The sequence below is a fragment of the Cupriavidus sp. 05L411 genome (assembly GCF_056398045.1).
Genome location: NZ_JBFTOQ010000014.1, coordinates 58957 through 84275 on the forward strand (window position 1 = coordinate 58957; position 25319 = coordinate 84275).

17 protein-coding genes are annotated in these 25319 nt (G+C 67.4%); 12 read left to right on the forward strand and 5 right to left on the reverse strand.

Annotation, left to right across the window (positions count from 1 at the left end; genetic code table 11):
• Nucleotides 1-253: 253 nt before the first annotated feature.
• The gene (locus tag AC1DQR_RS18450; RefSeq protein WP_477133492.1) at nt 254-1681 is read left to right on the forward strand and encodes a cache domain-containing protein; all 1428 of its coding nucleotides are present in this window, start codon (nt 254-256) and stop codon (nt 1679-1681) included.
• Complete coding sequence (locus tag AC1DQR_RS18455; RefSeq protein WP_416050018.1) at nt 1678-2346, forward strand: response regulator; 669 nt, start codon at nt 1678-1680, stop codon at nt 2344-2346. The genes AC1DQR_RS18450 and AC1DQR_RS18455 overlap by 4 nt, the downstream gene beginning before the upstream one ends.
• Nucleotides 2347-2453: 107 nt before the next feature.
• On the opposite strand, the gene AC1DQR_RS18460 is transcribed toward AC1DQR_RS18455, so the two are convergent.
• On the reverse strand, nt 2454-4310 hold the full coding sequence (locus AC1DQR_RS18460) for a phosphoenolpyruvate carboxykinase (GTP) (RefSeq protein ID WP_416050019.1): 1857 nt from the start codon (nt 4308-4310) through the stop codon (nt 2454-2456).
• 568 nt (nt 4311-4878) lie between these two features.
• Here AC1DQR_RS18460 and AC1DQR_RS18465 point away from each other — a divergent pair.
• The 10 genes from AC1DQR_RS18465 to AC1DQR_RS18510 all read left to right on the forward strand — a co-directional run bounded on the left by AC1DQR_RS18465 (nt 4879) and on the right by AC1DQR_RS18510 (nt 21120).
• On the forward strand, nt 4879-5892 hold the full coding sequence (locus AC1DQR_RS18465; RefSeq protein ID WP_416050020.1) for a D-2-hydroxyacid dehydrogenase family protein: 1014 nt from the start codon (nt 4879-4881) through the stop codon (nt 5890-5892).
• Between the two features lie 153 nt (nt 5893-6045).
• A complete protein-coding gene (locus tag AC1DQR_RS18470) occupies nt 6046-7221 on the forward strand; it encodes an MFS transporter (protein ID WP_477133493.1) in 1176 nt (391 codons plus the stop codon).
• Nucleotides 7222-7368: 147 nt separating this feature from the next.
• A complete protein-coding gene (locus AC1DQR_RS18475) occupies nt 7369-7998 on the forward strand; it encodes an MOSC domain-containing protein (RefSeq protein ID WP_477133494.1) in 630 nt (209 codons plus the stop codon).
• Nucleotides 7999-8195: 197 nt separating this feature from the next.
• Nucleotides 8196-9440 (forward strand): efflux RND transporter periplasmic adaptor subunit, encoded by a 1245-nt coding sequence (locus tag AC1DQR_RS18480; RefSeq protein WP_416050023.1) that lies wholly within the window; start codon nt 8196-8198, stop codon nt 9438-9440.
• A gap of 18 nt (nt 9441-9458) precedes the next feature.
• The gene (locus tag AC1DQR_RS18485) at nt 9459-12656 is read left to right on the forward strand and encodes an efflux RND transporter permease subunit (RefSeq protein ID WP_416050024.1); all 3198 of its coding nucleotides are present in this window, start codon (nt 9459-9461) and stop codon (nt 12654-12656) included.
• 292 nt (nt 12657-12948) lie between these two features.
• Complete coding sequence (locus AC1DQR_RS18490; RefSeq protein ID WP_477133495.1) at nt 12949-15234, forward strand: TonB-dependent hemoglobin/transferrin/lactoferrin family receptor; 2286 nt, start codon at nt 12949-12951, stop codon at nt 15232-15234.
• A gap of 45 nt (nt 15235-15279) precedes the next feature.
• Nucleotides 15280-19335, forward strand: a complete 4056-nt coding sequence (gene cobN / locus AC1DQR_RS18495; protein WP_477133496.1) for a cobaltochelatase subunit CobN — start codon at nt 15280-15282, stop codon at nt 19333-19335.
• 6 nt (nt 19336-19341) lie between these two features.
• Nucleotides 19342-19851 (forward strand): MotA/TolQ/ExbB proton channel family protein, encoded by a 510-nt coding sequence (locus tag AC1DQR_RS18500; RefSeq protein WP_150986395.1) that lies wholly within the window; start codon nt 19342-19344, stop codon nt 19849-19851.
• Nucleotides 19848-20168 carry a DUF2149 domain-containing protein gene (locus AC1DQR_RS18505; RefSeq protein ID WP_150986396.1) on the forward strand — a complete coding sequence of 107 codons (321 nt, stop codon included), beginning with the start codon at nt 19848-19850 and terminating at the stop codon, nt 20166-20168. The genes AC1DQR_RS18500 and AC1DQR_RS18505 overlap by 4 nt, the downstream gene beginning before the upstream one ends.
• A 52-nt stretch (nt 20169-20220) precedes the next feature.
• Nucleotides 20221-21120 carry a ChaN family lipoprotein gene (locus tag AC1DQR_RS18510; RefSeq protein WP_416050028.1) on the forward strand — a complete coding sequence of 300 codons (900 nt, stop codon included), beginning with the start codon at nt 20221-20223 and terminating at the stop codon, nt 21118-21120.
• 14 nt (nt 21121-21134) lie between these two features.
• On the opposite strand, the gene AC1DQR_RS18515 is transcribed toward AC1DQR_RS18510, so the two are convergent.
• The 4 genes from AC1DQR_RS18515 to AC1DQR_RS18530 all read right to left on the reverse strand — a co-directional run bounded on the left by AC1DQR_RS18515 (nt 21135) and on the right by AC1DQR_RS18530 (nt 25202).
• Entirely contained in the window at nt 21135-22586 is a 1452-nt protein-coding gene (locus tag AC1DQR_RS18515; RefSeq protein WP_416050029.1) for a dihydrolipoyl dehydrogenase family protein, read from the reverse strand.
• An 80-nt stretch (nt 22587-22666) separates the two neighbouring features.
• Nucleotides 22667-23596: a patatin-like phospholipase family protein gene (locus AC1DQR_RS18520; protein ID WP_416050030.1), complete on the reverse strand. Its 930-nt coding sequence runs from the start codon at nt 23594-23596 to the stop codon at nt 22667-22669.
• A gap of 67 nt (nt 23597-23663) precedes the next feature.
• A complete protein-coding gene (locus AC1DQR_RS18525) occupies nt 23664-24104 on the reverse strand; it encodes a PaaI family thioesterase (RefSeq protein WP_416050031.1) in 441 nt (146 codons plus the stop codon).
• A 39-nt stretch (nt 24105-24143) separates the two neighbouring features.
• Complete coding sequence (locus AC1DQR_RS18530) at nt 24144-25202, reverse strand: AbrB family transcriptional regulator (protein WP_477133497.1); 1059 nt, start codon at nt 25200-25202, stop codon at nt 24144-24146.
• Between the last annotated feature and the right edge of the window lie 117 nt (nt 25203-25319).

The window sequence follows — 25319 nt, forward strand, 5'->3', positions numbered from 1 at the left end:
ACGCCCGGTATGTCTCGCAAGATCCGGATCTGGTCGTCGCAGGCGGGCGATGCAAACAGCATAGACGCTAGCCGCACCCACTGCGCAGGACGCGTGCATTACGCCGCTTGCGCGGCGCGCGTGCGTCCGGCGTGTAGTATTGACACCCGTCCCTGGCGGCACAAGCGCGGAACTACGCAGCGATGCTGCGTGTTACTACGTAGATCGACGCTCGCATGCCGCTTGCGCGTCATCCGTGTTTACCCCGGTCCCGATGAAACTCCGTCAGAAAATCCTGTTATTGGCCGTCGCGCCGCTCGCCGTGGCCATGTTCGGCATCGCGCTGGCCGTGCGCTACCAGGCCACCCAGCTGGCAAGCCACGAGCGCGCCCTGGTCGAGGCGGCCTACCTGCAGAGCAAGGAAGCCGAGCTGCGTCACTACGTAGAACTGGCGCAAAGCGCGATCGCGCCGATGGTGTGCTCGGGCCACAACGATGCGGCCACCCGTGACGCCGCCATGCAGGCCCTGGCGCGCCTGGACTACGGCCCCGATGGCTACTTCTTCCTCTATGACCTGCAAGGCCGTAATCTGATGCACCCGCGCCAGCCCGAGCTGGTCGGACAGGATTTGTGGAGCCTGCGGGATCCGCAGGGCGCGCTCACCATCCAGAAGCTGATCGCCGCGGCCCGCTCCGGCGGTAGGTCGGTGCGCTATATGTGGAGAAAGCCCTCCTCGCAGCAACTGGCCCCCAAGCTGGGTTACGTGGTCGCCGTGCCGGCGTGGAACTGGATGCTGGGCACCGGCATCTATCTCGACGACGTGGAGCGCACCCTGCGCCAGCTCGATGCGCGGGCGGAGACCGATATCCGCGAGACCATGGCGTGGATTGGCGTGATTGCCGCGATCAGCATCCTGCTGGTGGCCGCCAGCGGCCTGGCGCTCAATGTGAGCGAGCACCGCGAGGCCGACGCCAAGCTGCGGCAGCTGGCGCAGCGCGTGGTGCAGTCGCAGGAAGAGGAACGCGCGCGGCTGTCGCGCGAGCTGCACGACGGCATCAGCCAGTTGCTGGTGTCGGTCAAGCTGCTGCTGGAGACGGCCGCCAACCGCCTGCGCATGGCCCCGGACCAGGGCCAGTCGGTGGCGCCCGTGCTCGGCACGGCGCTGGTCCGCCTGGATACGGTCTTCAATGAGGTGCGCCGGGTGGCGCGCAACCTGCGGCCTGCCCTGCTTGATGACCTTGGCCTGTTCGCCGCGCTGGAGCACCTGGCACGCGAGATGCAAGAAGGCAGCGGGCTGCAGATTTCCGTGTCGCACACGGGCAAGCCGCGCGAACTCGCTGACGAGCAGGCCACAGCCCTCTATCGCATCGCCCAGGAAGCGCTGACCAATGTGGAGCGGCATGCGCATGCGCGCCATGTCACGCTGGTGCTGGCGTTCGATGCCAACGCTACCCGGCTGACCGTGCAGGATGACGGCGCCGGCTTCGACGTGGCGCGCATGCAGCTCGATCCGAAGCGCGGCATCGGCCTGCGCAACCTGCGCGAGCGCATCGCCGCGCTGGGCGGCGAGTTCGATATCGTCTCCGGCCCGGGCTCGACCCGGCTGAGCGCGGCGGTGCCGGTGGTGCCGGCGCAATCGGCCACACGCCACAACCCGGATTCGCCGGATTCGCCAGATTCACAAGGAAACCCCCACTCATGACCCCCGCTCCCGCCCGCGTCCTGTTGATCGACGACCATGCGCTGGTGCGCGACGGCATGCGCATGCGCCTTGCCCTGCAGCCCGAGCTTGCGGTGGTGGGCGAAGCCGACGACGGCGAGGCGGCGCTCGCCTGGCTGGCGCGGGCCAGTGCCGAGCACATGCCTGAACTGGTCATCACCGATATCGGCATGCGAGGCATGGGCGGCATCGCGCTGGCCGCCGCGCTGCATGAGGACTATCCCGAGCTGGCTGTGCTGATCGTGTCGATGCACGACAACCTCGAATACGTGCGCCAGGCGATCCGCGCCGGCGCGCGCGGCTATGTGCTCAAGGATGCGCCCGCCGACGAGCTGATGGCTGCGATTGCCGCAGTGCTGGCCGGCCGCGTCTTCTACAGCGCCCGCATTGCGCGCAGCATGGCCGAGCAAACCCCGGCCGCCGGGCCGCTCGATGCGCTCACCCCGCGCGAGCGCGATATCTTCAACTGCATCGGCCGCGGCCAGGCCAACAAGGACATTGCCGCCGCGCTGGGCGTGTCGGTGCGCACCATCGAGACCCACCGGCTCAACCTGCGGCGCAAGCTGGGCATCGAAGGCCGCGCGGAGCTGGTGAAGTTCGCCGTGGAGCAAGGGAGCACGGAGGGCGGCCCTGCCGGGTCCCAATGAAAAAAGCCCACTCCCGTTGATGGAGTGGGCTTTGAGAGGGAGAGACAGCCGTCGTCGTAGCGCCTGGCTTTGGCCTGTTCGACGGCTTCGGCTGGTGTGCCTGTTATTTAGGCAGCCAGGCGCTTGGCCAGCGCGGCCTTGGCATCCACCAGGGCTTGCGGCAGGTTGTGCTTGAGTTGCGTGAACAGCTCCTCATGCAGCGCCAGTTCCTTCTGCCAGGCGGCGTGGTCGATCGAGGTGACCTGCTCGAACTGCTGCTTGGTGAAATCCAGGCCTTCCCAGTTCAGGTCCTCGAAGCTGGGCGAGGTGCCGAACACGTGGTCGGTGCCCTTGCCACGGCCTTCGACGCGGTCGATCATCCACGACAGCACGCGCATGTTCTCGCCAAAGCCCGGCCACACGAAGTTGCCGGCCTCATCCTTGCGGAACCAGTTGACGCAGTAGATGCCCGGCAGCTTGGCGCCGGAAGCTTCCAGCTTCTTGCCCAGCGCCAGCCAGTGGCCAAAGTAGTCGCTCATGTTGTAGCCGCAGAACGGCAGCATGGCGAACGGGTCGCGGCGCACCACGCCTTGCTGGCCAGCAGCGGCGGCGGTGGTCTCCGAGCCCATGGTGGCGGCCATGTAGACGCCTTCGGTCCAGTTGCGCGCCTCGGTCACCAGCGGCACGGTGGTGGAGCGGCGGCCGCCGAAGATGAACGCATCGATGGCGACGCCAGCCGGGTTGTCCCAGTTATCGTCGATCGACGGGCACTGCACTGCCGGGGCGGTGAAGCGGGCGTTCGGGTGGGCAGCCTTGGCGCCGGTTTCCTTGGCGATGGCCGGGGTCCAGTCCTTGCCCTGCCAGTCGATCAGGTGCGACGGGGCTTCCTTGCTCATGCCTTCCCACCACACGTCGCCGTCATCGGTCAGCGCCACGTTGGTGAAGATGACGTTTTCCTTCAGGGTAGCCATCGCGTTGAAGTTGGTCTTCTCGCTGGTGCCCGGGGCCACGCCGAAGTAGCCGGCTTCCGGGTTGATGGCGTACAGGCGGCCGTCCTGGCCCGGCTTGATCCAGGCGATGTCGTCGCCGATGGTGGTGACCTTCCAGCCTTCGAAGCCCTTGGGCGGGATCAGCATGGCGAAGTTGGTCTTGCCGCAGGCCGACGGGAACGCGGCGGCCACGTGGTATTTCTTGCCTTCCGGCGAGGTCACGCCCAGGATCAGCATGTGCTCGGCCAGCCAGCCCTCATCGCGGCCCATGGTGGAAGCAATGCGCAGCGCGAAGCACTTCTTGCCCAGCAGGGCGTTGCCGCCGTAGCCCGAGCCATACGACCAGATTTCGCGTGTTTCCGGGAAATGGACGATGTACTTGGTCGGGTTGCACGGCCAGGCCACGTCTTTCTCGCCGGCAGCCAGCGGCTTGCCCACGGTGTGCACGCACGGCACGAACTCGCCATCGGTGCCCAGCACGTCGAACACGGCGCGGCCCATGCGGGTCATGATGCGCATATTGACGGCAACGTACGGCGAATCCGACAGTTCCACGCCGATGTGGGCGATCGGCGAGCCCAGCGGGCCCATCGAGAACGGCACCACGTACAGCGTGCGGCCGCGCATGCAGCCGTCGAACAGGCCGGACAGCGTCTGGCGCATTTCAGCCGGGGCGGTCCAGTTGTTGGTGGCGCCGGCGTCTTCCTTCTTCTGCGAGCAGATGAAGGTGCGGTCTTCCACACGCGCCACGTCGGACGGATCGGACAGCGCCAGGAACGAGTTCTTGCGCTTGGCCGGGTTCAGGCGCTTCATGGTGCCGGCGGCGACCATCTGCTCGCACAGGCGGTCGTACTCTTCCTGCGAGCCGTCGCACCAGTAGATATTGTCGGGTTTGGCGAGGGCCGCGAACTCGGCCACCCAGGCGACCAGCTTCTGGTGCTTGACCCAGGCCGGTACGTTGAGTGCGGGCGTGCCCTGCATGGTGGGGTGGTTCATACTGCTACTCCAAAGCGTAAAGGAAATCTTGCAAAGCCAGGCCGGTTGCCGCGGTCGGGAGACGGCTGGCAGCGCCCCATGACCTGGGCAGACCGCGGCCATTCGCCGCGGGTTCCGCACCGGGCCGCGTAGGGCGGCTCTGACCAGGATCGTCACATCCCGTTACAACTGCACAGCGACCGGAACTGCGCAAAAGGTCGCGACAGGCCCCGCGGCTGCGCTACAGTGGCGCTTCGCCTGTGGCAGGGCCGGGCAGGCTTTGTCCGGCGCGGCCCGGGTGACGGGAGCAAGGCTCGACCGACAATCTGGGGCGGCACCGGAACCGGCAAGGATACCACCGCCGCTCGCCGCTGTTTTTTGCTCCGCAGCAATGTTTGTGCGCGATTCCGGGCCATGCCGTATTGTCTCGTCTGCCTGTCCGTCGGCTCACTTTGCCGTCGCGCGGGATTGTTCCCGCCGCGTGCTGCACTCGGTGCGGTGTCGGGCGGCAGATGCTAAAACTATAACGTTGATGGGTGCGCGGCAATGTGGGTGTGCGCACCTTGCGATAGCCAAAATAGAGTTTCCGATGAAGATTGCCGTACTCGACGATTATCAGGATGCCGTTCGCAAGCTGTCGTGCTTCAGCCTGCTCGATGGCCATGACGTCAAGGTGTTCAACAACACCGTCAAGGGCGTTGGCCAGTTGGCGGCACGCCTGTCCGACGTGGAAGCCGTGGTGCTTATCCGCGAACGGTCGCGCATCACCCGGCAACTGCTGGAAAAACTCCCCAAACTCAAGATCATCAGCCAGACCGGGCGCGTTGGCGGCCATGTGGATGTCGAGGCTTGTACGGAGCGCGGGGTGGCGGTGCTGGAAGGCGCGGGCTCGCCCGTGGCCCCGGCCGAGCTCACCTGGGCCCTGATCATGGCGGCCCAGCGCCGCATTCCCCAGTACGTGGCCAGCCTCAAGCATGGCGCCTGGCAGCAGTCCGGGCTCAAGTCCACCACCATGCCGCCCAACTTCGGCCTGGGCCAGGTGCTGCGCGGGCAGACGCTCGGGATCTGGGGCTACGGCAAGATCGGCAAGCTGCTGGCGGGCTACGGCCGCGCCTTCGGCATGAATGTGCTGGTATGGGGACGCGAGAACTCGCAGAAAGCCGCGCGCGAGGACGGCCTGGCCGTGGCCGGGTCGCAGGAGCAATTGTTTACCGACAGCGACGTGTTGTCGCTGCACCTGCGCCTGAGTGACGAGACCCGTGGGCTGGTCAAGCTGGCCGACTTCTCCCGCATGAAGCCCACCGCGCTGTTCGTCAACACCAGCCGCGCCGAGCTGGTCGAGGAAAACGCCCTGCTGGCCGCGCTCAACCGCGGACGCCCCGGCATGGCGGCGGTCGATGTGTTCGAGTCCGAGCCCATCCTGCAGGGCCACGCGCTGCTGCGCATGGAAAACTGCATCTGCACGCCGCACCTGGGCTATGTCGAACGCGAAAGCTATGAGATGTACTTCCGCATCGCTTTCCAGAACATCCTCGATGTGCTGAGCGGCAAGCATGACAGCATCGCCAATCCCAAGGCGCTGACGCCGGCGCTGTCGCGCTAAGCGCTAGCCCGCAGGCGCCCGCCCCGCCGGCCTCCCCGCCGGCGAGTGCGCTACGCTCAACGCGAACCGGGCAAAACCGCTACACTCGGACTTCGCGCGCGGCCTCTGGCCGCGTTTTTCGTCCTCCGCACCGCCTTCTCCGCCCCCGTCGCCATGGATCCCAGGCTCGTGATGCTGTGCCTTGGCAATTTTGTCATCGGTACCGGCGCGATGATCGTCACCGGCATGCTCAATGACATTGCCGGCGATTTCCAGCTTGGAGCCGGCACCGCAGGCCAGTTGATCTCCGTGTTTGCGCTGGCGACCTGCGTCGGCGCGCCCTTGTTCGCCACGCTCGGCTCGCGCATCGACCGCCGGCTGCTGCTGGCGGGCTCATTGCTGGTCTATGCCGCGATGCACCTGGCCGCGGCCTTTGCGCCGAGCTTTGCCAGCCTGATGGCGATCCGCTTCCTGAGCGCGATCGGCGCGGCCATCTTCACCCCGCAAGCCGCCGCCACCCTGCCGTTGCTGGTCAACGCGCAGACCCGCGGGCGCGCCATCAGCTTTGTTTTCCTGGGCTGGAGCGTGGCCAGCGTGGTGGGCGTGCCCATGGGGACGTGGATCGCCAGCACGCTGGGCTGGCGCTTCAGCATGGGGCTGGTGGGTTTGCTGGCGCTGGGCGCGTCGGTGGGCGTGTGGCGGGCCTTGCCGCCGCGGCTGTATGTGGAACCGGTGGGCCGGGCGGCCTGGGGCGCGGTGCTGCGGCACACGCCGATGGTGCTGGTGGTGGCCACCACCATGATCCAGTCGGCCGGGATGTTCACGCTGTTTACTTATATTGCCCCGCTGCTGCGCGACGTGCATGGCATCAGCGGCGGCACGCTCAGCCTGATGTTCCTGGCTTACGGCGCCTGCGGCGTCAGCGGCAATGTGCTGGCGGCGTCGCGCATGGACCGGGCCACGCCCGCGCGCATCGTTCAGGCCGCCATGCTGACCTCGCTGGCGGCCATGGTGCTGTGGCCGCTGGCGACACTGGGGCCGGTGGCGCTGGTGCTGATCTTCATGCTGTGGGGTGTCGGCGGCTTTGCCACCAACAGCGCGCAGCAGGCGCGGCTGGTAGCGCTGGCGCCGGAGCGCGCGGCGGTATCGATCTCGCTCAACTCGTCTTCCATCTACCTCGGCCAGGCCCTGGGCGCGATGGGCGGTGCGGCGATCTACGCCACCGCCGGCGCCGACTCCCTGCACTGGGGTGCGGCAGCGCTGATGCTGCTGGCGCTGGTGGTGTCGCAGCGGGCGCGGGTGCTGGGGCAGCGCTGGTGCCTGCGCGAGACGGCGCGGCAGCAGGCCTGAGCCAGCCGATTCACCAACCCGCTGGACAGAGCAGACAAAGCAGACAAAGCCGCCAGCCGTGCGGCGCCGCACACGCGGCAGCCGCTTGATACCTCTGTTTGGAAAATCCCGGCGCTAAGATAAAGGACACTGGATCAAGGAGACGGCATGAGCACATCCAACGGCATGCGCCTCATCGCCGTCAGCGTCGGCAAGGCGGTCCCGCTCTTCGTGGCGGCGGTGGGCACCGAGGCGGTGGTGATGTCCGGCATCCGCAAGCATCCGCTCAGCACCTTGCTCCACCCGCTGTCGGTGGCGGTCCGCGCGCTGGGGCTGGCGGGCGACGAACAGGCTGACCTGAGCGTGCACGGTGGCCTGGACAAGGCGGTCTACGCCTACCCGGCCGAACACTATGCCTGGTGGAACGCGCGCCGCCGGGAAGCACGGCTGCCCGAGGCCGAGAAGCCGCTCGTGCCTGGCGCCATGGGCGAAAACCTGACCCTGGAGGGCGTGCTCGAGACCGATCTGTGGGTGGGAGATCTGCTGCGCATTGGCGACGTCGTGCTCCGGGTGGAGTCGCCGCGCCAGCCTTGCTACAAGTTCAACGCCGTGATGGGCTACCGCCATGCGATCAAGCATATGGTGCAAAGCGGCTATTCCGGCATTTACCTGAGCGTGGCCACCCCCGGCGATCTCCAGGCCGGCGCCGCGGTGGTCATCGAGCCGGGACCGCGCGATGTGTCGATAGAAAGCATCAACACCCGCCAACGCAATGGCCGCCAGACCCCGCTTTTCTGATAATGTTTGGCTCGCGATACAAGCAGGCTCCTTCCGCGCTGTAATAGTTTGTAATGGCGTGGATTGCGCGGGCACTGGCCTTCAACGCCCCTGATCCTGTACTACTAGCGGTTTTCCGCAGCGCGGCACCGGTTTCCCAGAAGGCCGGGCCACCGGGGAGCGGGCGCATTTTGCGCGCACTGTCAGAGAGTCCTCACATGAAAACGAACGGGATCGACCAGGCCAAGGGCTTCGTCGACGCTAAGTGGAGTTCTTCCACGGGTACTGGCAAGGGCGTGTCGCCCTGGTTGCTCGGCGCGGTCTTGATCGCGCTGGCTGCTGGCGGATGGTTCGGCTGGCGTACCTGGACGGCGCCCAAGCCGGCGGCCAAGGCGCCGCCCGTGGTGGTGGTGACCACCGCCGTGGTGCGGCAGGGCGACGTGCCGCTGCGGGTGACGGCCAACGGCACGGTGAGCGCGCTCGCCACGGTGGAGATCCGCCCGCAAGTGTCCAGCACCGTGCGCACCGTGCATATCAAGGAGGGCCAGACCGTCAAGCCGGGCGACTTGCTCTTCACGCTCGACACCCGCATGGACGAGGCCAACCTCGCCAAGGCCCAGGCCCAGCTGATGCGCGACCAGGCCGATCTCTCCGATGCCCGCCGCACGCTGGTGCGCAGCAATGAGTTGCTGCAGCGCAACTTCATCTCCAAGAGCGCGGTGGATACGGCCCAGGCCAAGGTCGACGGCTTCGAGGCCACCCTCCGCGCCGACCAGGCCGCCATCGAGGCCAGCCGCGTGGCGGTCAGCTATGGTGCCATCCGCGCCACCATCGGCGGGCGCACCGGCGTGATCAACATGTTCCCCGGCTCGCTGGTGATGCCCAACAGCGCCCTGCCGATGGTCACCATCGCCCAGGTGCAGCCGATTGCCGTCACCTTCACCCTGCCCGAGCGCCAGCTCGCCGCGCTGCGCGAGGCCCTGCACGCCGGCCCTGTTGCCGTGACCGCGCTGCCCAACGACGGCAGCAAGACCCCCGTGACCGGCAAGATCAGCTTTGTGGATAACACGGTGGACCCGCAGTACGGCAGCATCCGCATCAAGGCGCAGTTCGACAATGACGAGCAGCGCCTGTGGCCGGGGACGTATGCCAACGTGGACGCCGTGGTGCAGACCTTGAAGAACGCGCTGTCGGTGCCGCCGCAGGCGGTGGTGACGGGGCCGGAAGGCCGCTTTGTCTACGCGGTGCAGGCGGACAACCGCGTCAAGCCGATGCCGGTGAAGGTGCAGGTCTCCACCGCCAGCGCCGCCGTGATCGAGGGCGTGCCGCCCGGCACGCGCGTGGTGGTGGAAGGCGCGCAGAACCTGCGCGCCGGCAGCATGGTGCGGGAAGCGACGCCCGCGGCCAAGGCCGGCGCGGCAAGTGCTGCCGCCGCCGATGCGAACGCCAATGCCAAGCATTGAGCCCAGGGCACTGACACCATGACCCTGTCCGAGCTTTGTATCCGCCGCCCGGTGATGACAATCCTGCTATGCCTGGCAGTGATCGTCACCGGCATTGCGCTCTACCCCACCATCCCGATCGCGGCGTTGCCGTCGTTCAACTCGCCGGTGATCCAGGTCACGGCCACCTTGCCCGGGGCCAGCCCCGAGACCATGGCAGCCTCGGTGGCGACCCAGCTGGAAAAGCAGTTCGCCACCATTCCCGGCGTGTCGGTGATCAGCTCGTCGAACACGCTCGGCAACTCCAGCATCACCATCGAGTTCAACAACGACCGCGACATCGACGCCGCGGCCGTGGATGTGCAGGCGGCGCTGTTCCGCGCGCAGCGCGCGCTGCCGATCGAAATGACGGTGCCGCCGTCGTACCGCAAGGTCAACCCGGCCGATGCGCCGGTGCTGCTGCTGGCGATCAACTCGCCGGCCATGAGCCTGGCCGAGCTCAACGCCTTCGGCGACAACCTGATCTCGCCCAGCCTGGCCACCTTGCCGGGCGTGGCGCAGGTGCAGGTGTTCGGGCAAAAGCGTTTCGCCGTGCGCGTGCGCGCGCACCCGGACGCGCTTGCCGCGCGCGGCCTCACGCTGGATGAACTGGCCACGGCGCTGAACCGCGCCAACGCCAATACACCGGTCGGCACGCTGGATGGCGCGCGCCAGACGCTCACCATCCAGGCCAACCGCCAGCTTGCCAGCGCCGACGCGTTCCGCAACATCATCGTGGCCAGCCAGCCCAGCGGCGCGCTGGTGCGGCTGTCTGACGTGGCCGATGTGGAAGACAGCGTCGAGACCATCAAGACCGGCAGCTGGCTCAACAACGAGCGCTCGATCGTGCTGGCCGTGCTGCGCCAGCCGGATGCCAATACGGTGGCGGTGGTGGACGCCATCAAGAACGCGCTGCCGCGCCTGATCCAGCAGATGCCGGATTCGGTCAACGTGGCGGTGGTCAACGACCGCTCGCAGTCGATCCGCGAATCCATCCACGACGTGCAGTTCACGCTGGCCCTGACCGTCGGGCTGGTGGTGATGGTGATTTTCCTGTTCCTGCGCCGTGCCGCCGCCACGCTGATTCCCACCGTGTCGCTGCCCATCTCGCTGATCGGCACGGTGGCGCTGATGAAGGCCTTCGGCTACAGCCTGGACAATGTTTCGCTGCTGGCCATCACACTCGCGGTGGGTCTGGTGGTGGACGACGCCATCGTGATGCTGGAAAACATCGTGCGCCATATCGAGGAGGGCGTGCCGCCGCTCAAGGCCGCGCTGGTCGGCTCGCGCGAGATGGGTTTCACCATCCTCTCGATCTCGATCTCGCTGGTGGCGGTGTTCATCCCCATCTTCTTCATGCCGGGCGTGATCGGCTTGCTGTTCCACGAGTTCGCGGCGGTGGTGTCGCTGGCCATTCTGGTATCGGCGCTGGTGTCGCTCACGCTGATCCCGATGCTGTGCGCGCGCTTCCTGTCGGCCGAGAACGTGCCGATCGATGAGTCGCAACATGCCTATGGCGACCACGCGGATGCCAGCCACGCGCCGGCCATCGTACAGAAGCAGACCATCGGGCTGCGCTCCACCCAGTGGTTCGAGAACCTGTTCGAATTCACGCTCCACCGCTATGCGCGCGGGCTTGACTGGTGCCTGGCGCACCGCAAGTCGGTGCTGGCGGTGGCCGGCCTGACCTTCGTGCTGACCGCGGTGCTGTTCGTGATGATTCCCAAGGGCTTCTTCCCGGAAGAAGACATCGGGCAGATCCAGGTCAATGCCGAAGGCCCGCAGGATATTTCCTTCGACGCCATGGCCGAGCGCCTGCGCGATGCGGCCGAGCGCATGCGCAAGAACCCGGCGGTGCGCAGCATCGTGATCTCGATCGGTGGCGGGCCCTCCCCCGCCATCAACACGGGCCGCATGTTCATCGAGCTCAAGCCGCTGGGTGAGCGCCCCAAGATGGCCAAGGTGGTGGAGTCTCTGCGCAAGGACGTGTCGGGCATCGCCGGCCTGGCGGTCTACTTCTCGCCGGTGCAGAACCTGCGCCTGGGCGGGCGCCAGAGCAAGAGCCGCTACCAGTACACGCTGCAAAGCGTGAAGGCCGGCCAGCTGCAGGAGTACTCCGACAAGCTGATGGGCAAGATGCGCGCCGATCCGCTGTTCCGCGATGTCACCAGCGATTCGCAGCAGTCGGGCCTGGAAGCGCAGCTGTCAATTGACCGCGACAAGGCCAATGCGCTGGGCGTGCAGATCCAGGACGTGCGCCAGGCGCTGTATTCCGCCTTTGGCGAGCGCCAGGTGTCGACCATCTACACGCCGATCGACAACTACTACGTGATCCTGCAGGCGGCCGATATCGACCGTGCCGACGAGACCGCGTTTTCCAAGATCTACGTGCGCAGCAAGACCGGGCAGATGGTGCCGATCTCCGCCTTCGCTACTACCGAGCGCCGGGTCGGGCCGATTGCCGTGAACCACCAAGGCCAACTGCCCTCGGTGACGGTGTCGTTCAACCTCGCGCCGGGCGCGGCGCTGGGCGCGGCCTCCGCCAAGATCGATGCCTACAAGCAAGAGATCGCCATGCCGGGTTCGATCTTCACGAGCTGGGGCGGCGACGCGGCGGTGTTCCAGTCGTCCCAGGCTACGCAGGTGCTGCTGCTGGTGGCGGCGCTCGCGGTGATCTACACGCTGCTGGGCGTGCTGTACGAGAGCTACATCCATCCGCTGACCATCCTGGCCGGCCTGCCGTCGGCAGCCGTTGGCGCGTTGCTGACGCTCTTCCTCTTCGACGTGGAGCTGTCGCTGATCGCCACCATCGGCGTGCTGATGCTGATCGGGATCGTCAAGAAAAACGCCATCATGATGATCGACTTCGCGCTGGCGGCGCAGCGCGAGCAGGGCATGGCCCCGGCGCGCGCGATCCGGCAGGCCTGCCTGCTGCGCTTCCGCCCGATCATGATGACGACCTTCGCCGCCGTGATGGGCGCGCTGCCGCTGGCGCTCGGCCTGGGCGCGGGCGCCGAGCTGCGCCAGCCGCTGGGCCTGGCGGTGGTGGGCGGCCTGCTGTTCTCGCAGGTGATCACGCTGTTCATCACGCCGGTGATCTATCTGGCGCTCGATCGGTTCTCGGGCACCGGCCCGCTGCAGATCGACGAACAAGGCAATCGCCTGCCGGCCCTGGTGGGCGGGGAGGCTGCGCACTGAGCGTGCTGCCGTAGCCAATCGCGACGCCTCGGGGGCGGTGCCGGATCGGTCGGCACCGCCCTTTTTGTTTCGGCATCGTTGCGGCTTCGTTGCAGCATTGCCACTCATCGCGGCGCTTCGTACGCAGGGGCATGGATTGTGGTGATCCATGCTTTACAAATGGTTACTTATTGATAATAATTCGCATTCTCAATAATGCGTGACCGGGTTCGCCGAGCCACGCCTGACCACGCGAGCCAGCCACAGTTTTCGCACTAGCCAGCCAGCGTTTCGCTTTCTTTGGGGAAATTCCATGAAACGCCGCTGTCTGGCGCGCTTGCGCGCCTCTGCCTCTATCCGAGTCACGCCCATCGCCGCCGTCTGCGCTGCCCTTGGCGGTCCCGTCCTGGCTGCCGATCCGGCCGCCGATCCGGCCCGCCACTTAAGCGAGGTGGTGGTCACCGCCACTCGCACCGAGGAGCGCGCCGACGCCGTTGCCTCCACCATCACCGCCATCGATGCCAGCCGGATCGAACGCGCCCAGCCCGTTGACGAGGCTGCCCTGTTCGCCGATGAGCCCGATATCGACGTGCCCCGCGACCGTCGCCGCTTTGGCGCCGGCAGCATCAATATCCGCGGCATCGAAGACAACCGTGTGCTGCTGATGGTCGACGGCGTGCGCCTGCCCGACTACTACAACGGCGGCGGCCCCTCCAACCTGTCCAGCGCCACGCGCGACGCGCCCGAGTTCTCTTTCCTCAAGCGGGTCGAGGTGCTGCGCGGGCCGGCTTCCAGCCTGTACGGCTCGGACGCCATCGGCGGCGTGGTGTCGTACGTGACCAAGGATCCCGAGGACATCATGCGCGGGCGCGCGGTGGGTGGCGAAGCCGGCCTGTCGTGGAACGGCATCGACCGCAGCTTCGGCCAGACCGCGGGCGTGGCCGGCGGCAACGAGACCATCAAGGGCTTGTTCATGTACGCGCACCGCAAGGGGCACGAAGTGCAGAGCATGGGGGGCAACGACACCACGTCGACCGGCCGCACCAAGGCCAATCCGCAGAACAGCGAGACCAACGCTTGGCTCGGCAAGATCGTGCTCGACCCGGCCGCGGGCCATCGCTTCAAGCTGACTTACGAGCATCGCGACAACGACACCTTCACCGATATCCGCCGGCTGTCCACCGCGCTGCCGCGCGTGACCTCCGCCAACGGCACCGAGGACCTGTCGCGCAACCGCGTCAGCCTGGACTACGAATGGAAGCCGGCCAGCCGCGTCATCGATCGCCTGAGCGCGGCGGTGTTCTACCAGGAGAGCGAGTCCAACACCGTGACCAACCAGGTGCGCAGCCGCACCAGTTCGGGTTGCTCGGGCTCCACCGCGGGCACCAGCCTGTGCGACGTCAACCTGCTGTTCGGTTTTCGCCAGCAGCAGACCGGCTTCAACGTGCAGGCCGACAAGTCGTTCAATACCGGTGTTGTTGGCCACCGGCTGATCACCGGCGTGGACTTCCTGCGTACCCAGACCAGCGAGATGCGCGACGGCACCACCTACAACCGCACCACCGGCGTGGTGTCCAAATCGCTGGCCGGCGACAACTTCCCGATCCACGATTTCCCCAAAGGCGAAACGCGCCAGACCGGCATCTTCGTGCAGGATGAACTGCAGTTCGCCGGCGGCCGCTTCACGCTCACGCCGGGGCTGCGCTTTGACCACTACTCGCTCGGCCCGGATGACGACAAGCTCTACAACAGCGTGGCTTCCAAGCCCGCCATCAGCAAGAGCGATTCGGCACTGTCGCCCAAGCTCTCCGCGCTGTGGCAAGCCACCGACCGCATCAACCTGTGGGCCCAGTACGTATTCGGATACCGCGCGCCCAACTACCAGGAGATCAACGGCAGCTTCCGCAACACCATCCAGGGCTACGGCGCCGCGCCCAATGGCGACCTGAACCCGGAGAAGAGCCGCTCGTTCGAAATCGGCGCGCGCTATACGGATGAGCGCGTGCAGACCAGCGTCGCGGTGTTCGACAACCGCTACAAGGACTTCATCGAGCAAGTCGCGCTGCGCTGCCCATCGGACCCCGCTTGTCTTGCCGGCCTGCGCGCGACGTACCAGTACCGCAACCAGAGCAGCGTGCGCATCTACGGCGCCGAGTGGCGCGGCAGCTACCGCTTCCTGCCGCAATGGCGCGTGGACAGCGCGGTGGCCTACGCGCACGGCAATAACGAGCAGACCGGCCAGCCCCTCAACAGCGTCTCGCCGCTGCGCGCCAGCGCCGCGCTGACGTGGGAGCGCGGCAGCAGCAGCCAGGGCCAGGGCGCCAGCCTGCGCTGGCGCGGCGCGCGCACCGTGACGCGCACCGACGACACCTCGTTCGCCTACTTCAAGCCGGGCGGCTATGGCGTGGCCGACATCCAGGGCTGGTGGCGCTTTAACCGCTACGCCAGCCTGGTGCTGTCGGTGAACAACGTGTTCGACAAAAAGTACTGGTTGTGGGGCGATGTGCGCCAAGGCAGCGTGGCCGCCAGCGAGCCGGGCCTGGACTTCTATACGCAGCCAGGACGTACCTTTGCCGCCAGCGTGAAGCTGTCGTTCTGACCGGAGGCGAATCGACCCGACATGTCCCCACTAGATAAAACCAAGATGCGGTTTCTCCGCGCGCTGTGCCTGCTGTGGATAACCTGGCTGGTGCTCGGCATGCAGCCAGCGTCGGCAGCGCCGCGCATCGCGGTGCTGACCACCTCGCCCGTGCCCGCCGGCAAATTCGAGCCACTGCAGGCCATGGCGCGCGCGCACGGCATGACGCTGGACGCGCGCTACCTGGAGCGCATGAGCGCGCAGGATATCGCGCCGTTTATCGACGGCGCCGGCCTGCTGATCCTGGACGCGCCGCGCGACCATATCGTCACCGAGATGCTGGCCAAGCTCGGGCCGCTGTGGACCAATGCGCGCGTGCCGCGCCTGCTGATTGCCACTGACCGCTTCGATGCGCACGGCGTGGATAGCGCGTTGGGCGCGAAGCTGCAGGCGTACTACGTCAACGGCGGCCGCGCCAACTTCGACGCGATGATGCGCACGCTGGCCGTGCAGCAATTCAAGCTGCATGCGGACAACGCCATTCCCGTGCCGGTCGTCTTCCCCAAGGCCGCTTACTACCATCCGCGGCTCGCCAGCGTGGTCACCGCATCGCCAGACGACGCGCTCAAGGTGTCCGGCCATGCGGGCGAGCCGGTGATCGGCGTCGCCATCCACCAGGCCTACGTGTCGGGTCTGGACAGCGCCTTCGTCGACGACCTGATCACGCGCATCGAAGCGCGCGGCGCGCGTGCGCTGGTGTTCTACAGCGGCGTAATGGATGCGGGCGGCGTGCTGCACATGGCCGCGCCCGGCGGCAAGCGCATCGTCGACGTGCTCATCAACGGCCAGATCATGCTCAACGCGGCAGGCCGCAAGGCGGAGTTCGAAACGCTTGGCATCCCGGTGCTGCAGGTCATGCCTTATCGCAAGGGCGACGCGCAGGACTGGGAGCGCGACCCGCACGGCATCAGCCTTACCGACACGCCCTTCTACCTCGTGCAGCCCGAGCTGGCCGGGGTGAGCGATCCCATGCTGGCCGCCGCCACCTCGCACAAGGACGGCAGTATCGTCAGCCTGCCGGCGCAGCTCGATGCCGTGGCGGACAAGGCGCTGGCGCTCACGCGCCTGCAGCGCACGCCCAACGCCGACAAGCGCGTGGCGATCCTGTTCTACAACTATCCGGCGGGAGAGAAGAATCTGTCGGCATCGTTCCTCAACCTGCCGCGCAGCCTGTCGTCCACGCTGGCCGCAATGCATGCGGCCGGCTACCGTACCGACGCTGCGGATGCGCTCACGTTGCAGCGCGATCTGGGCGCATTGCTCGCACCCTTCTATCGCGATGGACAGCTCGCCGCCCTGCTCGACGCGGATCGCGCAGTGTGGATGCCGATGGCGCAATACCGCCGCTGGTACGAGGCGCAACCTGCTGCGTTTCGCGCCGAGGTCAGCGCGCGCTGGGGCGAACCCGAAGCCTCGTCGATGGCGATCAGGCGCAACGGCGTGGCCGGCTTCGCCATCCCGCGCCTGCAGCTTGGCAACGTGGCGCTGATGCCGGTGCCGCCACGCGGCGAGCGCGACGAAGCCGCCGAGAAAGCGCTCTATCACTCCACCAAGACGCCGCTTAGCCATTTCTACATGGCGGCCTACCTGTGGGCGCGCGAAGGGCGCGAGGCGCTGGTGCACTACGGCACCCACGGCACGCAGGAATGGACGCCGGGCAAGGAGCGCGGCCTGTCCGTGACCGACCAGCCCTACCTGGTGCTCGGCAGCGTGCCGGTGATCTATCCCTACATCGTCGATGACGTGGGCGAGGCACTGCAGGCCAAGCGCCGTGGCCGCGCCACCATCGTCAGCCACCAGACGCCACCGTTCAAGCCGGCGGGCCTGCACACCGATCTGTCGGCGCTGCACGACCAGTTGCATAACTACCTGCAACAGGACGACGGCGCAGTGAAGGACACGCTGCGCGAGGACATCCTCAAGCGCAGTGCGCGCATGCACCTGCTCGACGACATGGGCTGGCCGCAAGCCCGCGCGAGCGCGCAGTTTGCCGAATACCTCGATGCGCTGCACATGCATCTGCACGAGCTCGCCGGTGCATTGCAGCCCTACGGCCTGCATACGTTCGGCCAGTCGCAGGATCCCGAGCTGCGGTTGTACACGGTGATGGCCATGCTCGGGCAACCGTGGCTCAAGCGCGTGTTTCCCGACGAGCCGGAAGAACTGTTCGCGCTTGACTACAAACAGCTCACGCAATCGGCGCCGTACGCCATGCTGCGCAAGTACGTGATCGACGGTGCGTCGCTGACCAACCTTGCCGACGCCAAACAGCGCGAAGAACAGCGCGAAGACATGCAGCGTGCCCGCACGCTGTACGCCAGCCTGGACGCCGCGCCGGAGAGCGAATCCGTCCTCACCGCGCTGGCCGGGGGCTACGTGCTGGCCGGCACCGGCGGCGACCCGGTGCGCAATCCCGACGCACTGCCGACCGGGCGCAACCTGTATGGGTTCGATCCCTCGAAGGTACCGAGCCGCGAAGCGTGGCAGGCCGGCCAGGCCGCGGCCCAGAGCATGATTGCCGACTGGCGCAAGCGCCACGGAAAGTGGCCCACCAAGCTGGCCTTCTCGCTGTGGAGCGTGGAGACCATGCGCCATCAGGGCATGCTGGAGGCGCAAGCGATGGCCGCCATGGGCATTCGCCCGAAGTGGGACGGCGGCGGCCGCGTGGTTGGCGTGGAAGCGATTCCCGCCACCGAGCTCAAGCGGCCGCGCGTGGACGTGGTGCTGTCCGCTACCGGCCTCTATCGCGATCACTTTCCCAACCTGATCAAGTGGCTGGCCGAAGCGGTCAAGCTCGCCGCCGCGCAGCCCGAGCCCGACAACGCCGTCGCCGCCAGCACGCGCGCGGTCATCGCGCGGCTGGCGCAGCTCAAGGCCGCGGACATGACCCCGGAGCGCATCGAGTCGCTGGCGCTCACGCGAATCTTCGCCAGCGAGACCGGCAACTATGGCACGGGACTGAACGACGCTACGCTGGCCAGCGACAGCTTCGGCAGCGCAAAGGAAGCGGACGCCAAGCTGGCCAAGCTCTATCTCGCGCGCATGCAATACGGCTATGGGCCCGACGAGAAGACGTGGGGCGAGAAACTGCCACAACTGAATCTCTACGCGGAGAATCTCAAGGGCGTGGAGGGCGCGCTGCTGGCGCGCAGCTCCAACCTGTACGGCATGCTGACCACCGACGATCCTTTCCAGTATCTCGGTGGCATCGGCCTGGCCGTGCGCCACCTGACGGGCAAGGCGCCGGAGCTGCTGATCTCCAACCTGCGCGATGCCAGCAGCGCGCGTACGGAGACGGCGGCGTCTTTCCTTGCCACCGAGTTGCGCACGCGCTACTTCCATCCCGGCTGGATCGAAGGCATGAAGGCCGAAGGCTATAGCGGCGCGCTCAACGTGCTCGATACCGTGAACAATTTCTGGGGCTGGACCGCGGTCGCGCCGGAGATTGTGCGCGACGACCAGTGGACCGAGTTCGCCGAGGTCTACGTCAAGGACAAGCACAAGCTCGGCCTGGACGCCTGGTTCGAGGAGAATGCGCCACAGGCCCAGGCGCAGATAATCGAGCGCATGCTGGAAGCCGCGCGCAAGGGCTACTGGGGGGCCGATCCCGAGATGCTCAAGACGCTGGCCGACAGGTGGCAGGCGCTGTCGCAGCGGCACGATTTCCGCAGCGACAACCGCAGCTTCAATCGCTACGTGCAGCAGCAGGCCATGGCGCCCGGCGCCGCGGGCTATGGCACGCAGGCTCCCGCGGCACCGCCCGCCGGCGCGCCGAAGGCAGCTGCCCCGCAGGCGGCACCGCGTCCTGCCCAGCAGCAAGCACAAGCACAAGCGCAGGCGCAGCCCAAGCCGCAACCCGAGCCCAAGGCACAGCCGCAAACGGTGCCGGTACAAGGCATGCAACTGGTCGAGAAAAGGCCTCCCGCGGCGGCTCTCGTGCCCGTGCTGTCGTGGCTTGCCGGCGGCATCGCACTGGCCGGCGCCATGCTGGGCGGCGCCCTCAGCGCGCGCCGCCGCGCTGGCGCTGCGCCCTTCTTCCAAAAACAACCCGAAACCCACTGAGGCATCATGACTCCTACCCTGCTTGAAACCCTGATGTACGACGTCGGCCAGTTGTTCCTGTTTCCGACGCTGGCCCTGATCGGGCTGCTATTCCTGTACGCCTTCTGGGCGCTCGGCGAGTTCATCACGCAAGGCTGGCAACGCCGCCGTCACGGCATCGAGACGGGGCGCGGCTATGTGCTGGTGGCGTTCGCCCTGCGCCACCGTATCCAGGACCCGGACACGCTTGACGTGACCGCGCACCGCCTGCTGGAGTGGCCGCGCATTGCCACGCGCGTCGCGCCGATGCTGGGACTGGTGGCCACCATGATCCCGATGGGGCCCGCGCTCAAGGGCCTGTCGGGCGGCAACCTCGCCAACGTGGGCGAGAACCTCACCATCGCGTTTTCCGCGGTGATTCTCGCGCTGATCGCTGCCAGCATCACCTTCTGGGTGGTCAACGTGCGCCGCCGCTGGCTCGCCGAGGAGCTGGTGTGGCTGGGCAAGCATCAACCGCAGTGGGAGGTGGACGCATGAAGTTCCTGGAGGAGAGCGAGGCCGACGATCCCATCCTGTCGGTGGTCAACCTGATCGACGTGTTCCTGGTGGTGATCGCCGCGCTGCTGGTGGCCATCGCGCAGAACCCGATGAACCCGTTTACACACGCGGACGTCACCATCATCACCAATCCCGGCAAGCCCAACATGGAGATCGTCTCCAAGCAGGGCGAGAAGGTCGTGCGCTACCAGGCCAGCGGCCAGGTCGGCAGCGGAGACGGCACCAAGGCCGGCGTGGCGTACCGGTTGCAGGACGGCTCGATGGTGTATGTGCCGGAAGCCGCGGCCGCGCGGTAAAACTGCGCAATAATGAGCGCGAGCGAGCCATCGCAACCAGGATTACTTAGCCATGCAGATTCGTCACAGCGTTGCCAGCCTAGCCAGCTATGTCCCTACCCGCGCCGCCGCACTGGCGCTCGCGGCCGCCCTGTTCGCCGCGCTCGCCGGTTGCGCGGGCACGCCACCTGCCGCCGTGGCTGGTGATGTCGCGCATCAGTTCACCGGCAAGACCTACGTGCTGCTGGGCGAGGTCCACGACAACGCCGATGGGCAAAAGCGGCGCCTGCTAGCGTTGTCGGACGCACTGGCCGCCGGCTGGCGCCCGGCCATCGCGATGGAACAGTTCGACCGCGAGCGCCAGGCCGATATCGACCGCGCCCGCCGCGAGCGGCCCGGCGACGCGGCGTATGTCGTGGCGCAGGCGGGTGGCAAGAGCTGGCAGTGGGAGCTTTACACGCCGGTAGTGGCGCTGGCCTTGCGTTACGACCTGCCGCTGGTGGCGGCCAACCTGTCGCGCGCGGATGCGAGCAAGATCGTGCGCGGCGGGCTCGATGGCGTGTTCGATGCGACGCAGCGCAAGCGCCTCGGCCTCGCAGCACCGTTGCCCGCGGACGTGGTGACCGAGCAGACCGCGGTGCTCGACCGTGGCCACTGCGGCAATTTCCCCAAGGCCATGCTGCCCGGCATGCTGGACGCGCAGGCCGCGCGCGACGCGGTCATGGCGGCCTCCATGCGCGAATACGCCGACCGCGGCGCCGTGCTGATTGCCGGCAACGGCCATGTGCGGCGCGATGTGGGCGCGCCGCGCTGGCTCGCTGCCGAGCCGGGCGCGATCTATAGCGTGGGTTACCTGGAGCAGGCCAGCGGCCGCGAGATCGGTGCCTATGATCGCGTGGTGCTGGTGCCGGTGCACAAGCGGCCCGATCCGTGCGAGGGCGCCAAGCCGGCGGCGATGGCCGAGCCGGCCTGAATCCGGCGGCGCGCCTAGCCGAACAGCTCCTCGGCCACGGTGGGATGCAGCTGCACCGTGGTCTGCAGGTGCGACAGCTTCACCCCGAGCCGCACCGCCACGGCAAACGCCTGCATGATCTCGGGGGCGGCGTTGTCCATCATATGCGCGCCCAGCACGCGCCCGCTGCGCGCATTCACCACCAGCTTGAGCATCGAGGCCTGCTCGCTGCCGGCAAAGCGATTCTCCAGCGAGACGAAGCGGCGCACCACGGTGTGGATGCGCTCCGGTTTGCCGGCTTCCTCGATGGCCGCATGCTCCGTCAGTCCCACGCTGCCGATGGCCGGCTCGCAGAATACCGCCGTTGGCACCAAGTCGAAATCCGCGCGGTCGCCGCGGCGGCCAAACAGGCGGTCGGCCAGCCAGCGGCCCTGAGCGCCGGCCACCGGCGTGAGGTGCAGGCCGTCGATGACATCGCCAATGGCATGGATCGAGCGCACCTTGGTGCGCAACGAGCGGTCCACCTGGATGCCGCCCTTCTGCGTTTTCGCGATGCCCAGCGCCTCCAGGCCTAGCCCATCCCAATGCGGGTCACGCCCGATAGCCGCCAGCGCCGCCTGCGCGCGCACGGTCTGGATGCGGTCATTGCCATGCTGCCGGTAGCACACATCAATGGCCCCGTTGGCCTGGTTCAGCAGCGTCACCTCGGCATTGAAATGCAGGCGCACGCCCTTGGCGGTGAGCGCCTCGGCCAGCGCTTCGGCCACTTCGCGGTCAAAGCGTGCCAGCAGGCGTTCCTCGCGCACCAGCATCTCCACCTTGACGCCATAGCGCGACAGGATCGAGGCTTGCTCCACCGCCACGTAGCCGCTGCCGATCACCACCAGCGAGGCTGGCAGGCTTTGCCAGGTGAAGATGTCGTCCGAGGTGCAGGCCAGCTCGCCACCCGGCACCGGCAACGCGCGCGGCCGTGCGCCGGTGGCAATCAGGATGCGTTTGGCGCGGATGGTCTCGGCGCCCACCTGTACCTGGTCGGCGGCGCTTACCGTGGCGTCGCCGCGCAGCAGTTCCACGCCGGCTTGCTGCAGCCGGTGCGTGTAGGCCACGTGCAGCCGCGCCATCTCGGCGTTGACGCGCACAATGGCATCGCTCCAGTCTTCCTTGCCGCCGGTGTGCGAAAGGCAGCCTGACAGTACCGCCGCGAGGCTGGCACCATACGAGAGCATTTTCTTGGGCACGCAGCCCCGGTTGATGCAGGTGCCGCCGATCGCGTCGCGCTCCACCAGCACCACGCGCGCGCCCAGCGTGGCCGCGCGCCGCGCAGCCGCCACGCCGCCCGAGCCGGCACCGATCACCACGAAATCCGCTTCGCGCTGCGCGCCGGGCTTGCGCTTGCCACGACGGGGGACATGCTCGACAGCCTGCTCGGTGCTGGCCCTGCGGGCGCTCTGACGCTCGGTCGTGGATCTTGCCTGGCGTTTTGTCATCAATGCCTCCTGTGGCGGCGCGAAGGCCGCATTGCACGTCGTGATGACGGAGCCGCGAGCACGGCCGGCGCGCGGGAGCGCTACCCGGCGGTGCCGAGCTCCGTCTTCATGACAGACGGCCAGTCACGCAAAAAGGTTTCCCCGTCGCGCCGGCCGAGTTCGTAGGCACCGATCATCGCGCCGGGCTGGGTGTAGTCCCAGCTCGAGATCGGAACCCGTTGCGAAGGTTGCAGGTAGAGCCGGCGCTGCGCGCCGTGTTGCAGGACAAAGCGGCGCGGGCGCGGATAGAGCCGCGTCACCAGCACCAGCACGTTGCCGGGCGTTGCGTCGAGCGCGTCGACCGGCACATTGTCGACCATGCCGCCATCCAGCACGGGCCGGCCGTCGCGCCGCAGCACCGGCGTGAAGGGCGGGGTCGAGGACGATTGCAGCAGCAGGTCCGCCAGCTGCTCGGGCGAGCCGCAGTCCTGCGCGCGCACGAACTCGGGATGAAACCCCAGCTTGCGGCCCAGGCGCGGGTGCAAGGTCTTGAGCCAGTGTTTCTCGATGTTGTAGGCGACCAGCCCGGCCATCACCGCTAGCCGCGGGCCGCTCCAGCGCGGGATGTGGGCCACGCCGATGCGGATCTCCGGCGCCGTCTGCAGGTTTGCCAGGCGGCCCTCGCCGAAGATGTTCAGCAATGCGGTGCGGTAGATGCCGTAATGCGGAAACACGCGTTGCTTGCTCAGCAGGTTGCCCCAGTACGCATTGCGCCGGTTGCCGGCAAGCACCTGGCCGTAGTACGCCATCACCTGGCGGGAGTCGTGCGTATAGATCATGCACGCCGTGGCGGCCCCGGCCGAGATCCCCGTGATCACGCGCGGGCGCAGCCCCAGCTCGGGCGCCACCGTATCCCACCAGCCCGCCTGCCACCAGCAGCGGTTGCCGCCGCCGGCAAACACCACCTGATCGAACGGCGAGGCGGCGGCGGGCTGGATGGGGGCAGGCGTCAGGCTGCGGGGCTCATGCATGGAGATGGCTTGGGAGATTGCGTGCAATTTGGCGTGCGACTTGGCGTGCAATTGGGTGATGCGCCGCTCACAGCAGCGCGTAAGTGGTAGTGGCCTGCACGGCCAGCTTGCCATCGGTGCCGGTCAGCTCGATTTCGCCGAACACCACGGTCTTGCCCAGACGCAGCACATTAGCGCGCACCAGCACATCGCCCTCGATCACCGGGCGCATGAAGTTGGTGGTGAGCGTGACGGTGGTCATCGGCCTGAAGGCGCCGAGCGCATTGGCGACGGCCACGATCATGGCGGTATCGGCCGCGGACATCAGCACCTGGCCGCACACCACGCCACCCGCATGGCGAAATGATTCGTCAAAAGGCAGGCGCAGCGTTACGCCCTGCGCATCAACGTGCTCGGCACGCAGCCCGAGCTGGCGCACCCATGGCGCCAGTACCCGCTGCAGGGTGTGGTCGATATCGGCAAGCGTGAAGCCGGATTCCGGCGTTGGTTCTAGCGTTGGCTCTGGCATGGCACGCCCGTTTGTCTGGGATGGGGCCGGGCCAGGTTGCTATTCCGTCTCCTGCGGCGCGGCACGATGTTTGAGCCAATGATACAGGGGGCCGGTGCACAGCACCACGAAGGCCATCCGGATCACGTGGAAGGCGGTGACCAGGGGCACGCCAAGCTCCAGCACCTTGGCCGTGATGCACATCTCGGCGATGCCGCCGGGCGTGGTGCCGAGGATGGCGGTGGCGGGATGCACGCCGGACAGTGCCGACAGGCCCCAGCCGAACAGCGCGGAGAGCACCAGCGCCGCCAGCGTGTACACCGCCACGCCGCCGAGAAAGCGTGGTGCGGTATGGAGGAAGTCGCGCGAGAAACGCGCGCCCAGCGACACGCCGATCATCAACTGGCCGGCGCGGCTCATCCACGTGGGGATGGCGGACAGCTCGAAGCCCGAGGCGGTCAGCATGGCGGCCGCCAGCAGCGTGCCGATCACGAAGGGATTGGGCAGGTTGAAGTGCTTGAGCACCAGCGCCACGCTGACCGTGATCGCGATCAGCACGGGCAGCCACAGGTAGTCCACCGTGCGTGGCCCGGGCACGTATGGGTCAAGGCCGTGGATGCCGCCGTACTGGAACAGCGCGGGCACGGCCACCACCACCATCAGCACGCGCAGCGAATGCGCGGCCGCCACCTGGTCGATGCGCGCGCCGTTGCGCTCGGCCAGGTTGGCCATCTCCGACGCGCCGCCGATGGCGGTGGAGAAGTACGCTGTCTTGAACGCCACGCCGGTGGTCTTGCGCAGCAGCCAGGCGCCGCCGCAGCCGAGCAGCAGCGCAAACAGCGATCCTGCGACGATATACGGCAGGAACTCGATCAGCCGCGCCACCACGTCGGACGTGAAGTAAAGGCCGAGCGAGGTGCCAATGGCCCACTGCCCGGCATTGCGCGCCTGCGTGGGCGCGCGCAGGTCGGCGCCGCGCATGCGCGCGATGGCGACCGCCAGCAGCGGGCCGATCATCCATGGCAGCGGCGTGTGCAGCAGCGTGCAAACGAGCGCGGCGGCCAGGCCGAGCAGCAGCGTCAAGAGGACCGGACGCCAGCGGTGAAGGAGAGAGGGCATGTTGCGGCGGCCTGGCGCGCGGGGCGCCGGCGCGATGTTCTTGTGGTGGAGCGCAATGTAGAGATAGCGGCGCCGATGCCATGGCGCGACAAATGAAAAGGCCCGGCACCCTGGAGT

Coding starts and splice junctions, on each gene's coding strand:
- AC1DQR_RS18450 (WP_477133492.1), top strand. CDS start 254: ATGAAACTCCGTCAGAAAATCCTGTTATTGGCCGTCGCGCCGCTCGCC.
- AC1DQR_RS18455 (WP_416050018.1), top strand. CDS start 1,678: ATGACCCCCGCTCCCGCCCGCGTCCTGTTGATCGACGACCATGCGCTG.
- AC1DQR_RS18460 (WP_416050019.1), bottom strand. CDS start 4,310: ATGAACCACCCCACCATGCAGGGCACGCCCGCACTCAACGTACCGGCC.
- AC1DQR_RS18465 (WP_416050020.1), top strand. CDS start 4,879: ATGAAGATTGCCGTACTCGACGATTATCAGGATGCCGTTCGCAAGCTG.
- AC1DQR_RS18470 (WP_477133493.1), top strand. CDS start 6,046: ATGGATCCCAGGCTCGTGATGCTGTGCCTTGGCAATTTTGTCATCGGT.
- AC1DQR_RS18475 (WP_477133494.1), top strand. CDS start 7,369: ATGAGCACATCCAACGGCATGCGCCTCATCGCCGTCAGCGTCGGCAAG.
- AC1DQR_RS18480 (WP_416050023.1), top strand. CDS start 8,196: ATGAAAACGAACGGGATCGACCAGGCCAAGGGCTTCGTCGACGCTAAG.
- AC1DQR_RS18485 (WP_416050024.1), top strand. CDS start 9,459: ATGACCCTGTCCGAGCTTTGTATCCGCCGCCCGGTGATGACAATCCTG.
- AC1DQR_RS18490 (WP_477133495.1), top strand. CDS start 12,949: ATGAAACGCCGCTGTCTGGCGCGCTTGCGCGCCTCTGCCTCTATCCGA.
- cobN (WP_477133496.1), top strand. CDS start 15,280: ATGCGGTTTCTCCGCGCGCTGTGCCTGCTGTGGATAACCTGGCTGGTG.
- AC1DQR_RS18500 (WP_150986395.1), top strand. CDS start 19,342: ATGACTCCTACCCTGCTTGAAACCCTGATGTACGACGTCGGCCAGTTG.
- AC1DQR_RS18505 (WP_150986396.1), top strand. CDS start 19,848: ATGAAGTTCCTGGAGGAGAGCGAGGCCGACGATCCCATCCTGTCGGTG.
- AC1DQR_RS18510 (WP_416050028.1), top strand. CDS start 20,221: ATGCAGATTCGTCACAGCGTTGCCAGCCTAGCCAGCTATGTCCCTACC.
- AC1DQR_RS18515 (WP_416050029.1), bottom strand. CDS start 22,586: ATGACAAAACGCCAGGCAAGATCCACGACCGAGCGTCAGAGCGCCCGC.
- AC1DQR_RS18520 (WP_416050030.1), bottom strand. CDS start 23,596: ATGCATGAGCCCCGCAGCCTGACGCCTGCCCCCATCCAGCCCGCCGCC.
- AC1DQR_RS18525 (WP_416050031.1), bottom strand. CDS start 24,104: ATGCCAGAGCCAACGCTAGAACCAACGCCGGAATCCGGCTTCACGCTT.
- AC1DQR_RS18530 (WP_477133497.1), bottom strand. CDS start 25,202: ATGCCCTCTCTCCTTCACCGCTGGCGTCCGGTCCTCTTGACGCTGCTG.